The organism is Nocardia bhagyanarayanae (assembly GCF_006716565.1).
GTDB classification, from domain to species: domain Bacteria; phylum Actinomycetota; class Actinomycetes; order Mycobacteriales; family Mycobacteriaceae; genus Nocardia; species Nocardia bhagyanarayanae.
The window spans coordinates 5673650-5687957 of the sequence record NZ_VFPG01000001.1 but is presented as its reverse complement, the minus strand read 5'-3'; the positions used below and the strand labels follow the sequence as shown (position 1 = coordinate 5687957).

Below are 14308 nucleotides of genomic sequence, written 5' to 3'. Positions count from 1 at the left end.
ATCGAAGGAGCGTTCGCGCTGCGGCCGACATCCGCGGCGCTCGACTCGTCCGGTGGGTGCCGCGGAGGGCGGATGCCTGATGATCCGGCGCCGGACCGTTGCCTGTCGGGGCGACCCGCGAACTCCGCACCACGCGCTCACCGGGAATCCTCGGCGACCAGCGGACCAGGCCCGCGGCCGACGCGGGGCCTTTGTGAATTACTCGATCGAATCAAGGGATTACACAATGTCCAGCAAAATGATCAAGACCGCCGCCGCGACCGCCATGGCCCTGCCACTGTGCTTCCTCGCGGCTCCCGCCGCTTCGGCGAATCCGGCTCCCGCGCAAGGGTCTCCGGTTTCCGCGTCCGTCACGCCCACTACCGGGTCCGTGATTCTCTGCGTGCCCCTCGGCAGCGTCGTCTTCTGCATCTGAGTTCGTCGCACTCGCCGCGCGTAACCACGTGCGGCACAGCGTCCGAGCCGACCGTTCATTCGGTCGGCTTCGGCCCGCGAGGCGCCGTTGCGCGGTAGCGCGCCTCGTGCGGCCGAGCCTGCCCGCCGCAGTTCGAGCACTTCCCGCGCGCGGTGGCCGCGACACCGAGCACTATTTCGGGCAATTCATGGTTATCGGCGAGCAGATCACTCGTTTGCGCATGTCAGCGCCAGTTGTCCAGGCCTGATGAATTCGTGGCCCGGTGCGTTGGTCTTCGGGAGTGCACCAGCGCATTGTCAGCGATGTCGCCGCAATCTCGGCACGAGCCGCCGGTTCGGAGACGGCGAGCGTTGTCCCGGGTCCCTATTTCCTTGTCGATCGGACAATTCGGTCTTATAGCGGCATTTCGTCCGTATTCTGTCTGCGTATCGGGCGGGGCCGGACAGCCCGGGTTTCCGCGCGATAGGTGAATGCGAGAGGGACCTGGATGGCACGCACGCAACAGTGGCAGGAGCGCGAGCGCTGGCCGGAGGCTTGGCCGGACGAGCGGGAACCGGAGGATCCGTACCCGTACGAGCCGCGGCCGATCGTCAATCCCTACGCGATCGTCGCGCTGGTGGCCGCGTTGCTCGCGTTGTTCCCCGTCGCGATCGTCTTCGGGTTCATCGCTTTCAGTCATCCGCGTGGACGCGCGATGGCCTGCTTCGCGCTGCTGCTCGGCGCGGCCGAGGTCGCGGCGGTGGCCGGGTTCTTCGTACTCTCCGGGAACCTGCTGTCCGACACGGTTACCCGCGCCAATCAGGCCGCCGCGACCACGACCGCCCAGGTCACGACGGTCGCGACCACCTCGGCGCCGACCCCGGTGGCCCCGCCGCCGACCACCGCGCCGCCGACCAGCGCCCCGCCCGTGGTGCGCAAGGGCGAGGCCTGCACCGAAACCCAAGCCGGCCTGATCGGCGCCGCGTCCGACGGCGGCACGCTACTGTGCCTGGCCAACGCCTCTTCCGACGGCGGCTACCAGTGGTCGGGCCCGTACAACGTCGGCACCGGCGTCTACGAAGCGGGCGCCAAATGCGACTCCTCCGTCGCCAAAACCGGCCGCACCTCCGACAACCGCGCTCTCGTCTGCGAAACCCAGTCCCGCACCCCTGCCTGGGTCCTCTGGACGGAATAGATTGCTATTCCGCCTTCTTCGCTCGGCTGGGTTGGACTCGGGGTGGCTCGTTGGGCATTTTCGGGTATTGCGGGGGCCAGGGCGCGTCCATGAGGCCCGCGGCCATATCGCGGTCGGACATTTCGAGGAGGGGGTCGATAGATTGGGGTGCGCGGTTGGACCACGGGTCACCGCGTTCGGCGAGGCGGGCGGGGACGGTCGCGATGGTGAGTTCGTCGGGGGCGACGTCGTCCAGGTCGTCCCAGGAGATCGGGGTCGAGACCTGAGCGCCGACCTTCGGGCGCACGCACCACGCGCCGAATACCGTTTTGTGGGGCGCGTTCTGGTTGAAGTCGATGAAGACCCGTTGGCCGCGTTCCTCTTTCCACCATTGCGCGGTGATCAGGTCCGGGTGCCTGCGCTCGAGCTCCCTGGCCAGCGCGACGGCGGCCGCGCGCACCTGGTAGCCGTCCCATTTCTCCTGCAGCGCGACGTAGATGTGCAGCCCGCGTGAGCCGGAGGTCTTGATCCGGCTTTCGATGCCGAGTTCGGCGAACAGGTCCCTGGTGAGTACGGCGGCGTGCTTGAGGTCGTCGAAACCGATGCCGGGGGAGGGATCGAGATCGATCCGCAATTCGTCGGCGATGCGCAGATCGGCGACATGGTTGGGCCAGACGTGGAAACCGAGGCACCCCTGGTTCACCGCCCAGAGAATGTGCGCGAGGTCGTGCGCGACGAGCGCGTCGCTGGTGGTGCCGTTCGGCGTCGACACCTCCACGGTGTGCAGCCAGTCGGGCGCCGACTTGGGCACCCGCTTCTGGAACCACGACTTGCCCGACGCCCCATCGGGATAGCGCTCCAGCAGCAGCGGCCGGTCGCGCACCACGCCGAGGAACGGCTCGGCCACCGCCTGGTAGTAACGCACCAGATCGAGCTTGGTCTCGCCGCGCTTGGTGAAGTACACCTTGTCGGGATTGCTGATCGTGACGGTTCTGCCGCCGACCTCGATGTCCACCGACGCCGTCATCGCGACGCCTCGGTGAAGATGGCACTCAGCTCGGCGGGCGCCACCTCGTCCAGCTGGGCGTAGGTACACGATTCCGGTGTGCGATCGGACCGGAAGCGCACCAGCCTGCCGCCATGGCGCAGCCGACCGGACTGCACGTGCTCGTAGCGGACCTCGGCCACCAGCTCCGGCCGCAGCGCCTCCCAGGACAGGTCCTTGCCCCCGGTCCATCGGCTCACGCCGCCGGGCATCTTGCCCTCCGCCTTGGCCTGCGCGGCGGCGTCGGCCCAGTCCCGCCACGGGTGCTTCGCCAAGGCGTTCTCGCGCAACGGTTCCAGTTCCGCCACGAGTTCCTTGCGCCTGGCGGCGGTGAAACTGCTGGCCACCCCCACGTGGTGCAGCCTGCCCTCGTCGTCGAACAGTCCGAGCAGCAGCGAGCCGACACCCGCGCCGTCCTTGTGCCAGCGGAACCCCGCCACCACGCAATCGGCCGTGCGTTCGTGCTTGATCTTCAGCATGACTCGCTTGTCCTGCTCGTACGGCTGGGCGTCGGACTTGACCATCACGCCGTCGAACCCGGCGCCCTCGAACCGGGTGAACCAGTCCTCGGCCACGTCCGGGTCGCGGGTCAGCGGCGTCAGGTGGACGCGCGCCAGCGCGGTGTCCAGGATCGTCTCCAGCAGGCGCCTGCGCTCGGCGAACGGTTCGCCGGTGAGGTCCTTGTCGCCGAGCGCGAGCAGATCGAAGGCGACGAAACTCGCGGGCGTCTCCACCGCCAGCTTGTTCACCCGCGACGCGGCCGGGTGCAGCCGATTCTGCAGGGTGTCGAAATCCAGGCCGTGCTCGGTGACCACCACGATCTCGCCGTCCACCACGCATTTGTCGGGCAGCGCCTGTTTCAGCAGTTCGGCGACCTCGGGAAAATACCGGGTCAGCGGGCGGTCGTTGCGGGAACCGAGTTCGACTTCGTCGCCGTCGCGGAACACCACGCAACGGAAGCCGTCCCATTTGGGTTCGAAGCTCAGGCCCGGCTCGCGCGGCACCGACGGCGCGGTCTTGGCCAGCATCGGCCGGACGGGTGGCATTACCGGTAGGTCCACACGTTCCTCCTCGGATCTGATCCTCACCCTTACCGACGTCGTGGCCGACGCGAATTCATCGGTACGGATCGGGTCGTCCCGGTCGATCGTAAAGGCCGGGTCCGACAAGGAGGAATACTTCGGTATCCGGCCGCGCGCCGTTCACCGGCAATTCTCCGGCAGCCGCCTGTCAGCTGGGTGTCGTCGGTGCGTCGGAGGGTTTGGCTACCGCGGGGCGTCGCTCAGTCCAGCCAGCCGTGCTGATCGGCGAAGGCGGTGAGGCGGTCGCGGATGGTGAGGATCTCGCCCGCGGTGAGCGCGGGGCTCGCGTCCAGAAGCAGTTCGGTGATCAGGCGCTTGTGCTCGGCGGCGGTGAGCTGGCCGGTCGACGATCTGTCTTTCTTGTGGCGGGACGGGGCGGCGGCCGCACCGCCGACCGCGCTGAGATTGACCGCCTTGGGACCCCTGTCGCCCTCGGTGACGTCGAATTCGAAGACCCGCCCCTGGCGCAGTTCGTCCTCGTCCAGCCCGATGTCGTTCACGTGCACGAACACATCCGGTCCACCGTCTTCCGGTCGAATGAACCCGAACCCCCGAGAGCTGTCGAACGACACCAATTTCCCGATGGACACCAACACCCGCTCCTCGCCGCCGTCGCTACCCGGCCACTTTAGCTCGCATTATCCGCTCTGTTGTTCGAAAGCGCCTTTTGTGGAGAGTTCACCCCGTGCGCATCGAGATCTCTTTTGCGCCAGGAAGGAAGCGCGGCGGGCATTCCCGATCGGCAATTCGCTGGAACAGCCTTGTGTTGAATACAGGCCTGTTCGACGATGGAGTATGGCCACGAGCACTCGGCGGTACCGTTCCACCCTGCGCCAGGCGAAGGCCGACGAGACGAGGGCGGCGGTGCTCGCCGCTGCCGCAGAGCTGTTCGTCGCCCGCGGGTGGGCCGGCACCTCGATGCGCGACATCGCCGCCCGCGCGGGGTGCGCGGTGGAGACGGTGTACAGCAGCGTCGGCAACAAGCGCGAGATCCTCAAAGTGGTGCTCGACGTGGCCGTGGTCGGGGACGACGAGCCGGTGCCCCTGCTCGAGCGGCCGGAATTCCACGCCATCGCGGCGGGCGTCATGCGCGAGCGCGCCGTGAAGCTGGCGAGTCTGCTCGAGACCGTGAACCGGAGATCGGCGGCATTGCACCGGGTGCTGGTGCAAGCCGCGGCCGCCGATGCGGAACTGGCCGCCCTCGCGGCCCGCGACCGCGCGAATCGCTGGACGTCGATGCGAGCGGGAGTCGAGGCGGTGACGGGTCGCCCCGTCACCGACGCCGAGGCCGACTCGCTGCGCGCCGTCCTCGGTGGCGAGGTCTACCTCGCGCTCACCGAGGAATCGGCGTGGACGCCGGACAAGTATCGGAACTGGGCGGCCGACACCGTGATTCGGCTGCTCGACCTCGCCGAGGAGCAAATCTCATGACTTCCTCCGCAGACCTGGAACGGCCCGCCGACACCCGCGTGATGGGAATCGTGCACTCGGCGATGCGCCGTGATCTGCGCCGAGCCAGAAACGCGTTGAGCGCCTGGCCCTATCCGTTCGACGAGCAGCGGGTCGCGATCGCGGAACATCTGCTCTGGATCATGCGCTTCCTGCACCATCACCACGAGTCCGCAGACGAGCACCTCTACCCGGTGGTCCGCGACCGCGACCCGGCGGCGGCACAGCTCCTCGACCGGATGGACGCCGACCACCGCGCCATCGAACCCGCCATCGACCGGCTGGTTCGTGCGGCGGCGGTCTATCGGGTGAGCGCCGAGGCCCGCGCCGATGTGCTCGCCGCGCTCGACCACCTGGAGGCCGTGCTGTTGCCGCACCTGGAACGCGAAGAGCGCGAGATGATGCCGGTGGTCTCGGCCGTCGTCACCGAAGGTGAGTGGCGGCACTGGGCCGACGAGTACAACGTCAAACCCCTCGGCCCGATCGAATTGTTCGACGAGGGGTTGTTCCTCGTGGACGGCGCCTCGCCCGGCGATACCGCCGCGATCAGCGAGATGGTCCCCGCCGTCCCGCGCTGGCTCATGCTGCACGTCATGATCAAGCGGTACCGCAAGGCCGCGTTCCGGCGCTGGCACACCGCGGAATTCTCCCCGCTGCATGTGCCGCTGGGCGGCAGCAACGACGTGTTCTGTGCCGCGCCGCCGGAGGCGGTGTGGGCGGTGCTCACCGATGTCACCCGCGTCGGCGAGTGGAGTCACGAATGCCGCGGCGCCCAGTGGCTCGGCGACAGCACACGCGCGGAGGTCGGTGCCCGCTTCCGCGGCAGCAACAAATCGGGCATCTGGCGCTGGCGGCGCGTCTGTACTTTCACGGTCGTCGACAAACCCCGGGAACTGGTCTGGGTGACCGACGGCGGCATCTTCGGCGACAACTCCGAATGGCGCTTCCGGCTGCGGTCCACGCCCGACGGGACCTGCATCGAGCAGACCTTCCGTGTGCTCTCCCTTCCGGTCTGGCTCGACTGGGTCATCTACCGAACCCTGCCCGCGCACCGCGATCGCTCCCGCGCGTTGCACGGCGATCTCGACCGGCTCGCCCAGCTGGTCGAGCGCGAATCGTCCTGAGACACTACGGGTTCATCCGGTACGCGCCCGCGTGACCGAGCACCTCCGCGTAGACCCGATCGGCCCGCGCGGCGTCGCCGATCGGCTTGCGCAGCACGCTGAGCGCCCATTCCTGTTGCGCGGCAGTGGAAGACGTCTTGCCGAACACCCCGAGGGCATAGGCCGAGAAGTCGCGGACGAACAACTCGAAGATGGCGTCCACATGATCGTCGGGCGTGCCCGCGATCTTCGCCTGCTCCAAGATCAGCTGGCCGTAGGGCAGCAGCGTGAACAACTCGCCGACGGCCAGCTGATAGTCCAGATCGGTCAGCTGTTCGTCGGTGGCGGGCGCCTGCACCGGGAATTGGACGAACCGCTCCGCCTGCTCCAGGAACAGCGCGACGTTCGGCAGGTGCCGGTAGTCGGCGAACGCGGGTCGCCAGTCGGCGAAGCGCACCTTGCCGAGACCCGCGGCGCCGGGCTGACGGAACAGCGCCTCGTCGTCGCCGGGGTCGCGGCGCACCGGCACCGGCGGCAGGTCGGCGGCGTTGTAGAGGAAGCTCGGCATGAACTTCAGGGTGAGTGCCATGTTGACGTGGGCGGTGCCCTCCAGCCGCGGCATGGAGTCGATCAGGCCGCGCGCCATCGCGAAGTAGGTGTCCTTCTCGAAACCCTTGGCGGAGATGACATCCGAGAGTTCCCGGAAGGCGCGCTCGCCCTCACGTGTCACCTTCATCTTGCCGATCGAGTTGAACATGACGAAACGCCGGTCCGCCGGGGACGATTCGCGCATGTAGTCGATGGCCCGCTCGTGGTAGAGCTTCATGGCCGTGATGCGAATGTAGTTGTCGGACAGGATCTGCCGCACCTGACCGAAGTCGGTGACGGGATGCCCGAAAAGGATCTTGTTCGCCGCCTGATCGACGGTCTCGTAGAAGCAGTGCTGCACGATGCCGAGGGTGACCATGCCGATGTTGAACTTGCCGCAGTTCACCGCCGCGAGCGCGACGTCGAAGGCCTTGCGGCCGGTGTGCAGCACGTCGTCGGCGGCGACCGGGTAGTCCGCCAGATCGTAGGCGCTGACGTAGTTTTGGCCGTGGATGACGTTCTCGACCAGGGTGTAGCTGGGGTGCGCGCTGTCCGCGAGGAACCAGACGTAGGCGTCCGGGCCCTCGACGTCGGTGCGCCTGCCGATGGTCGGCACCAGCCGCGCGACATTGCCGTTTCCGATGTAGTACTTGCTGCCGTTCGCGGTGAATCCGCCCGCGCCGTCGGGGGTGAGCAGCATGTCGGTGGAGTAGATGTCGGCGCCGTGGTCCTTCTCGGACAGACCGAACGCGACGATGCCGCCGCGGTCAAGCTCCTCGGCGGCGCGCGCGTGCGCCTTGCCGTTGGCGCTCTGCCAGATGGTGGCGAGGCCGAGGGTCGACACGCCCCACGCGTACCAGTACTGCGCGCCGTAGAACCCGGTGATCTCGTTGAACTTGGAGATGAACGCGGTGTCCCAGCGCTTGTCCGGGTCGCCGCCCGCGTGCGCCTTGGGGGTGGCCATGTAGGCGAGGATCCGGGATTCGGCCAGGTACGCCATCCAGTCGTCGTACCACTCGCCGCGGTGCGCGTCAGCGGTGAGCGCCTGCTTGCCCTTGCTCTCGAAGAAGTCGACGAGCGAGGCCAGCAGCCGCCGGGTCGTCGGGTCGAAATCCGCGAAGGTGTCGGTCTTCGGGTTGAACAGGGGCATGGCCGCGCTGCCTTTCATCTGAGGGCGTATGCCATCAATCTAGAAGTGATGGCACCTGCCGTCAATTGCCATCCGCGGATTTCCCGGCAATGACAACGGCCCGCTGCCTCGGGAGGCGGCGGGCCGTGGATTTCCCGGGTCAGGAGCGGTAGATCGAGCGGTAGGCGGTGAGCGTGGCGACGCAGTGGTCCACGATCTGTTCGCGGGTAGCGCGCAGCGAACCGTTCAGCCACGCGGAGAACATTCCGGCATTGCCGCTGGCCATGCTCACCGCGGCCAGCCTGCGCCGGACCGGGTCCGCGATGTGGACGAACAGGTGGTCCTGGATCAGCCTCGTGAAGGCGGGCATCACGGCGATGGTGGTCTGGCCCAGGCCGGTGCTGGAGTACGGCTCGACCAGGAAAAGGCGCGACTTGCGCGGATCCTCCAGCACCTTGTCCACGAGGACTTCCGACAGCGCCCGATCCCTGGACGGGTCGTCGGCCGAGGCGAACGCGGTCATCGGCTCCAGGAATTCCTCCGCGATCTGCCGGTACAGCACATCGAGCAGTTCGTCGCGGCTGCTGAAACTCTCGTAGAAATAGCGATCGGTGAGGTTGGCGCGGCGGCACACCGCGCGCATCGTGACGCCCGCGGCCCCCGCTTCGCCGATCAGATCCAGCGCGGCCTCGAGCAGCGCGGCGCGGCGCGCCTCCCTGCGCTCGGTGAGCGTCGTCCCACCCCAGATGCGGGGACCGGCGTCGTCTGATTCCTGGCCTGTCTGCACCGATTCACACTAATGCCTACCGGACATCGGCCGTTCAGGCCCCGCTTTCCAGCGCCATCCCGGCGTCGCGCCAGCTCACGATGCCGCCGTCCAGGCTCGCCGCGTCGTATCCGGCGTGCCGGGCGAGCGCGGCGAAGCGCAGCGAGACCTCGCCGACCGGACACACGAACACCACCGGTCGCGAGCGCGGGAACGGGACGCCTTGGCCGAGCATGTCCTCGAGCTGATCGTCGCGGATGTTCACCGCGCCGGGGACGTGCCCGATGCGATAGGCCATCGCGCCGCGGGTGTCGACGATCGTGGGGCGTCCGGTGCGGTCCAGTTCCGCGAGCTCGGCGGGCGAGAGCCGTGGCGTGGCCGTGAGTTCGGCGGCCGTCGGTTCCCTGCGCCGGTCCGGCCGGTCGAACAGGTCCGGCCTGCGCTTCTTGATGTAGGAGAGGTAGGGCTCGAGCCGATCGCAGACGATGATCACCGCGACCACCGGATCGCTCGCGTCGCGTGCCGAGAGGTCGAGCCCGGCAAGGGTTTCCAGCGCCGCCGCGTAGGCGGCGCCGCTCGTCGGCCCGGCCAGCACGCCGTAATCGGTGGCCAGCCGCAGCGTCGCGTCGATGGCGTCGCCGGATGCCACGGTGACGATGCGGTCGTAGAAATCCGGCTGGAACAGCCCGACATCCCACATCTCCGTCTCCGAGCGAATGCCCGGGATGAAATCAGTGCGCTCGGAAACCACGGCGACCGTGCGCAATTCCGGATTGTGCTTGCGCAGGTAGGTCGCCGCGCCACGAGTGGACCCGGTGGTGCCGAGCCCGCCGACGAGGTAATCCACCCGGGCGATGCCGTCGGCCGCGAGATCTTCGTGGATCTCCCGCCCGGTCCCCAGATGCGCCTCGACGTTCTTCTCGTTGGTGTACTGCGACGGATGATGGTAGACGCCGGGCTCTTTCGCCATGGTCGACTCGATCACCGAGTACACGTCGTTCGGCGTGGTCGGGTCCGGACACTCGGAAAGCCCGGGCAGCTCGACGATGTCGGTGCCCAGCAGTCGCAGCAGATCGCGCACCTCGGCGACCTTGATCCGATTGGTCACCGCGCGCAGCCCGACACCCGAGAGTCCACCGAGCACCCGCAGCGCCTTGGCGGTATTGCCGCTGGACGCCTCGATCAGCGTCTGTCCCGCGGCGGTGATCGCGTCCAGGTCGTCGCGGATCATGCCCCAGGCGACCCGGTCCTTGACCGAGCCGAACGGGTTGTACGACTCCAGTTTCGCGAACAGCTCGACGTGCTCGAGCCCGTGGACCGCGGGATCGAGGCGCAGCAGCGGTGTGTTGCCGATCAGTTCGGTGATGTGGTCGTAGCGCATCAGGGCGCCTCGATTTCTCGCAGCACCGGGGCCGGACGGGGCGCAGCCGGTCGCGCCGACGGCAGACCCGCCGGAGCGTGCGGTTCGTAATCGACGTCGCGGCAGACTTCGAAACCGCCCGCCCGGTGGACCACCGCCAGTTTCGGCGGCGGTGGCTGCATCGAGGCCGAGGCCGCCGAGAGGTCCATGTGATACGCGGCGGTGTTGGGGAAGACGACCAGGTCCCCCGACCTCGGACGATTCGCCAGCCAGACCTTGTGGTTGGTGATCAGGTCGCGCTCGAGGCACAGTCGTCCCGCGAAAAACACTCCTACCGGCCGGGTTTCGTGCACCGGTCGCAGCGCGGGGGCGGTCTCGGCCGCCGATCGCTGCGGGGTGCCAGCGCCGTCGCCGGACCCCTCGTGCGGGAGGCTGTCGTGCGCCGCGCCGGGCAGCACGATCGGATCGACCATCACCTCCTGATCGGCCGGTGTGACCGCGTCGCGGCTGAGGTCGACGTTCACCAGCAGCGTGCCGTCACCGAGCTCCTTGACGAACACGACCCGCGCCACCGTCACCCCGGCGTGGTCGACGAGGGCCTTGCCCGGCTCGAGCCAGAGCTCGAGCAGATTGTCCGCGGCGATCTGGGCGACCGTGCGTCCGCCGTGCCGTTCCAGGGGCGAGGTCAACAGGTCGGCGAGCATCGTGGTGGCCGGAATCGTGTTGGCGTACTTGTGGAACACCGGCGTTCCCTGCACCGCCCCGCCCTCGACGTGGTAGCCGAAAGTGTTGTCACCCCAGCTCATCGGCTCGCCGCGACCGAGAAGCGACTCGCGCAGCGCGCGGACGTAACCGTCGAACCGGTCGGCGTCGGCGGTGAACACTTGGCGCAGGCCGCCGCCGAGGTCGAGCACGCCGGGGGACAAGCCGTGCGCGTAGGCCTGCTCGACCAGCGCCAAGCAGGCGTCGACGGCACGCACCCGTTCGGCGTTCTCACCGGTATCGAGGTGAAAGGCGAAGCCGAGGAACGAGATTCGGCCGCGCTGGGCGCTGAGCAGATCCAGCGCGCGGTCGACATGGCTCAGCGGCACCCCGAAGCGGCTCAGCGGTGACCCGGGGAAACCGGAGACACGAAGCAATACCGGCACTTCGGCGCGATCACCGGCCAGCTCGGCGATCCGGCGTAGCTCCCACAGATTGTCCACGTTGATCGTCGCTCCGCAGTGGATCAGATCGCGCAGGAACGCCTCGCCTTTCGGGCCGGTCACCTCGATCCGCGTCGGCCCGAATCCGGCGCCGATCGCGCTCGCCAGTTCCTGCGGCGAAGCCACGTCGACGGCGATCCCGGCGTGCTCGGCCGTGCGTACGAAGGCGCGGGACTGATTGGCCTTGTGCGCGTAGCAGATTCGATAGCGGGGCAGCTCCCGATCCAGCACGGCGCGCAGGTTTTCCAGGTTCTCGGTGAAGACCTGGGGGAAGACGAGATGCACCGGTGAGCCGAATCGGATCAGCGTCTCGTCCAAGGCGTCGCGGGTGGCGAGAAAGGCACGAACCAGCGGATGGATCTTCGCGGGTAGCGCCGGTAGCGGCGCCGTCATACCGCGGATTCCGAAGGCTGCGCGCTAATTTCGGCGTCGGCCGGATCGGGCCTTTCGGCGACCGGGTTGTACCCGCCGTCGCGCAGTGCCTCGAAGGCGCGCGCCCGGTTGCGCGGGCTGCGGAACTCGGCGACCACTCGTTTGCTGATCAGGTCCACCTCGGCGACCACGAGCCCCATCGACTCGAGCACGCCGGTGATCGTGCGGACACAGTGCTTGCAGGTCATGTCCGGTACGTAGAAGACCCGATCCTCGGCCGTCACCGGATCGTCGGCCGTGCGCTCGTCCAGCACCGACGCGATCTCCACCGGGCGGCAGCTCGCCACGATCTCGGTGAACACCGCGACGAACCGGTCGACCACGATGGGCAGCAAGCTGTAGTGCGCGCCGTCGAGTTGGTGCGGCATCGCGGCGAGGCAGGCCGGACGCGTGCCGGGCGGCAGCAGCGCGTACTGACGGGAGATGAGGTCGAGATCCTCGTGGTACTTGGCGATCGCGTCCTCGACGCTCAGGCCCTCCACCATGGTCGCGCGCCGCATCACCGTGTGCGCGTCGGCGATGGTGGCGTCCTTCATGGCGCGCAGCGTGGCCACCGATTCGGCGGTGTAGCGCACGGTGCCGTCGGGCTGGGTGGCCAGGGTCACCGGGATCATCCCGCGCCGGTAGGTGGAGGCCTGCAACTCCCAGAACCAGCGCGTCGCGACCGCCGCGAACAGGCCCGAATTCCGCATGCCCGTGGCGAATTCGATCGGGTCGCGGTAGGGCGTCTGGCGCGCGAGCAGCGCGTGCTGGGCGAGCGCGCGGCCGGTCGCCTCGATGCCGACGCGGAAGATCTCCAGCGGTTCGTGATCGGTCGTAGTGCCCACCAGTACGGCGCGCTCCCGGCCGCCGAGTTCCTCGGCGCGGCGCACCAGCGCGGTATCGGCCCGCAGTGCGTGCCACAGCGCGAGGACGGTCTCGCGCACCGCGATCGGCACCAGCGGGCCGAAGCCGTCGGCGCGGTAGTGGCCGGTGTTGGGGATGCCATCGCTGTCGGTCCACGCGATGCGGTGGGTCGCGGTGGTCACCTGGTTCGGGCGGCAGGGCCGCATGAACCGCTCCAAGTACAGCCGCTGCGAATAGGTGAGGTGGCTGTTGGCTTCCGGACGCACTGCGGCAGAGGTGAATTCGATGCGGCGGGGATCGGGCGGCACCGGGACGTCGCCGAACAGCCCTGGCTGGGCGAGTCCGGCGAGTACCCGGGACGCCGCCCTGCGGTCGTAGCGCGGGGTGTCGGTGTTCACGTGACCTCCTCGGCAATCGTCGTGACGCAGGCGGTGAACCGGTCGATCTCGTCGAGGGTGTTGTAGATGTGCGTGCTGACCCGCACCGAGTCCAGGTCGTCGGCGCCGGGGGCCGCCGCGGGCGTGCAGTGCAGCCCGGTGCGCACGAGGAACCCCATCTCGCCGAGCACGAAACCCGCGTCGGCCGCGGTGATTCCGGCGATGCGGAACGAGACGATGCCGTAACCCGTTTCGCACGGCGCGTACGCGGGACCGGGCAGGAACTCCAGCCCTGGCGCCGTGCGCAATCGCTCGATCAGTCGCTGGGTGAGCGCGCGGTTGTGCGCTGCGACGGCCTCGATGCCGAAGGACTCGAGCACGTCCAGCGCGCTGCCGAGCGCCAGGATGCCGGGGATGTTGTGGGTGCCGCCCTCGAGCAGATCGGGCATCGCGGTGCCGACCAATCCCGACTCGGTGAGCCGCACGCCCGAATTCCCGCCGGGTAGGAAGGGCAGCAGTCGATCGTGAATCCGCCTATGGCAGTACAGGATTCCGACTCCCGGCGCACCGAGCATCTTGTGCGCGGCGAACACCGCGAAGTCGGCGCCGAGCGCGGTGACGTCGACCGGCAGATGCCCTCCGCTCTGGCTGCAGTCGAAGCACAGCAGGACCGAAGGATCGATCCGTCCGCGCAGTTCTTCCAGCGTGGTCAGCCCGCCGAAGACGTGGTGCAGGTGGCTGGTGACGATCAGCCTGGTGCGCGGGGTGAGCTTGCCGAGGATGTCGGCGGTGTCGGCCTCGCCGAGTTCGGTGGTCCGGTAGGGCACCAGCTCGATGCGGCGGCCGAACCGGGCCAGCAATTGGCGCAGGTGGTGCCACGGATGCACGGCGGAGGCGTGGTCGCGCGGGTTGTAGAGGATCTCGTCGCCGTCGGCGAGCTCGGCCAGCCCCCAGGACAGCGCGACCGCGTTGAGCGCGGCGGTGGCGCCCGCGGTGAAGACCACCTCGTCGGGATGTTCGGCGCCGAGGAACGCCGCCGCGCGGGCGCGCACGTCCGCCACCCGTGCGGTCAGCTCGGTCGACCAGGCGTAGGCGCCGCGCCCGGCGTTGGCGGTGCGGGAGGAGTGATAGCGCTGGATCGTCTCGATGACCGGCAGCGGCTTCTGCGTGGTCGCCGCGCTGTCCAGATAGACCTCGGACGATTCCGCCAGCGCGGGAAACAGCGCGCGGATCGTGTCGGCGCGGATCGTGTCGGTGCGGGGCGGTGACGAAGCAGGGAACCGGTGACCGGGGGAGTGGCGTACGGCAGGGGAGCGGGTGAAGTGCGAGCCTGGCGCGGGTGACCGCAACGTGACGCT

The 14308-nt window shown here is 68.5% G+C and carries 13 protein-coding genes; 4 read left to right on the top strand and 9 right to left on the bottom strand.

Annotation, left to right across the window (positions count from 1 at the left end; all coding sequences use genetic code 11):
• Positions 1-226 precede the first annotated feature (226 nt).
• Positions 227-415: a hypothetical protein gene (locus FB390_RS24890; protein WP_141811128.1), complete on the top strand. Its 189-nt coding sequence runs from the start codon at positions 227-229 to the stop codon at positions 413-415.
• 487 nt (positions 416-902) lie between these two features.
• Positions 903-1589, top strand: coding sequence for a hypothetical protein (locus tag FB390_RS24885; RefSeq protein ID WP_141811127.1), 687 nt, complete (start codon positions 903-905; stop codon positions 1587-1589).
• 4 nt (positions 1590-1593) lie between these two features.
• On the opposite strand, the gene ligD is transcribed toward FB390_RS24885, so the two are convergent.
• The 3 genes from ligD to FB390_RS24870 form a co-directional block, all read right to left on the bottom strand.
• On the bottom strand, positions 1594-2595 hold the full coding sequence (ligD, locus tag FB390_RS24880) for a non-homologous end-joining DNA ligase (protein ID WP_141811126.1): 1002 nt from the start codon (positions 2593-2595) through the stop codon (positions 1594-1596).
• Complete coding sequence (locus tag FB390_RS24875) at positions 2592-3674, bottom strand: ATP-dependent DNA ligase (RefSeq protein WP_185757163.1); 1083 nt, start codon at positions 3672-3674, stop codon at positions 2592-2594. The genes ligD and FB390_RS24875 overlap by 4 nt, the downstream gene beginning before the upstream one ends.
• A 221-nt stretch (positions 3675-3895) precedes the next feature.
• Entirely contained in the window at positions 3896-4285 is a 390-nt protein-coding gene (locus FB390_RS24870; protein WP_372507985.1) for a cold-shock protein, read from the bottom strand.
• Between the two features lie 205 nt (positions 4286-4490).
• Between FB390_RS24870 and FB390_RS24865 the strand changes: the two genes are divergently transcribed.
• Both FB390_RS24865 and FB390_RS24860 read left to right on the top strand, forming a co-directional pair.
• On the top strand, positions 4491-5126 hold the full coding sequence (locus tag FB390_RS24865) for a TetR/AcrR family transcriptional regulator (RefSeq protein WP_185757162.1): 636 nt from the start codon (positions 4491-4493) through the stop codon (positions 5124-5126).
• Positions 5123-6268, top strand: coding sequence for a hemerythrin domain-containing protein (locus FB390_RS24860; protein ID WP_141811124.1), 1146 nt, complete (start codon positions 5123-5125; stop codon positions 6266-6268). The genes FB390_RS24865 and FB390_RS24860 overlap by 4 nt, the downstream gene beginning before the upstream one ends.
• A 4-nt stretch (positions 6269-6272) precedes the next feature.
• Here the strand turns inward: FB390_RS24860 and FB390_RS24855 are convergent, their stop codons facing one another.
• The 6 genes from FB390_RS24855 to FB390_RS24830 all read right to left on the bottom strand — a co-directional run bounded on the left by FB390_RS24855 (position 6273) and on the right by FB390_RS24830 (position 14299).
• A complete protein-coding gene (locus FB390_RS24855) occupies positions 6273-7985 on the bottom strand; it encodes an acyl-CoA dehydrogenase family protein (protein WP_141811123.1) in 1713 nt (570 codons plus the stop codon).
• A 139-nt stretch (positions 7986-8124) separates the two neighbouring features.
• Positions 8125-8751 carry a TetR/AcrR family transcriptional regulator gene (locus tag FB390_RS24850; protein WP_141811122.1) on the bottom strand — a complete coding sequence of 209 codons (627 nt, stop codon included), beginning with the start codon at positions 8749-8751 and terminating at the stop codon, positions 8125-8127.
• A 34-nt stretch (positions 8752-8785) separates the two neighbouring features.
• Complete coding sequence (locus tag FB390_RS24845; protein ID WP_141811121.1) at positions 8786-10111, bottom strand: pyridoxal-phosphate dependent enzyme; 1326 nt, start codon at positions 10109-10111, stop codon at positions 8786-8788.
• Positions 10111-11688, bottom strand: a complete 1578-nt coding sequence (locus FB390_RS24840; RefSeq protein ID WP_141811120.1) for a type III PLP-dependent enzyme domain-containing protein — start codon at positions 11686-11688, stop codon at positions 10111-10113. Before FB390_RS24840 ends, FB390_RS24845 begins: the two co-directional genes overlap by 1 nt.
• Positions 11685-12971, bottom strand: a complete 1287-nt coding sequence (locus tag FB390_RS24835) for a heavy-metal-associated domain-containing protein (RefSeq protein WP_141811119.1) — start codon at positions 12969-12971, stop codon at positions 11685-11687. Before FB390_RS24835 ends, FB390_RS24840 begins: the two co-directional genes overlap by 4 nt.
• Positions 12968-14299, bottom strand: coding sequence for an aminotransferase class V-fold PLP-dependent enzyme (locus tag FB390_RS24830; RefSeq protein WP_246124196.1), 1332 nt, complete (start codon positions 14297-14299; stop codon positions 12968-12970). The genes FB390_RS24835 and FB390_RS24830 overlap by 4 nt, the downstream gene beginning before the upstream one ends.
• Positions 14300-14308 lie beyond the last annotated feature (9 nt).

What these genes read in the sequence shown, in the direction of transcription:
- FB390_RS24855 (WP_141811123.1), bottom strand. Translation starts at nt 7,985, where the DNA reads ATGCCCCTGTTCAACCCGAAGACCGACACCTTCGCGGATTTCGACCCG.
- FB390_RS24840 (WP_141811120.1), bottom strand. Translation starts at nt 11,688, where the DNA reads ATGACGGCGCCGCTACCGGCGCTACCCGCGAAGATCCATCCGCTGGTT.
- FB390_RS24885 (WP_141811127.1), top strand. Translation starts at nt 903, where the DNA reads ATGGCACGCACGCAACAGTGGCAGGAGCGCGAGCGCTGGCCGGAGGCT.
- FB390_RS24860 (WP_141811124.1), top strand. Translation starts at nt 5,123, where the DNA reads ATGACTTCCTCCGCAGACCTGGAACGGCCCGCCGACACCCGCGTGATG.
- FB390_RS24890 (WP_141811128.1), top strand. Translation starts at nt 227, where the DNA reads ATGTCCAGCAAAATGATCAAGACCGCCGCCGCGACCGCCATGGCCCTG.
- FB390_RS24845 (WP_141811121.1), bottom strand. Translation starts at nt 10,111, where the DNA reads ATGCGCTACGACCACATCACCGAACTGATCGGCAACACACCGCTGCTG.
- FB390_RS24865 (WP_185757162.1), top strand. Translation starts at nt 4,491, where the DNA reads ATGGCCACGAGCACTCGGCGGTACCGTTCCACCCTGCGCCAGGCGAAG.
- ligD (WP_141811126.1), bottom strand. Translation starts at nt 2,595, where the DNA reads ATGACGGCGTCGGTGGACATCGAGGTCGGCGGCAGAACCGTCACGATC.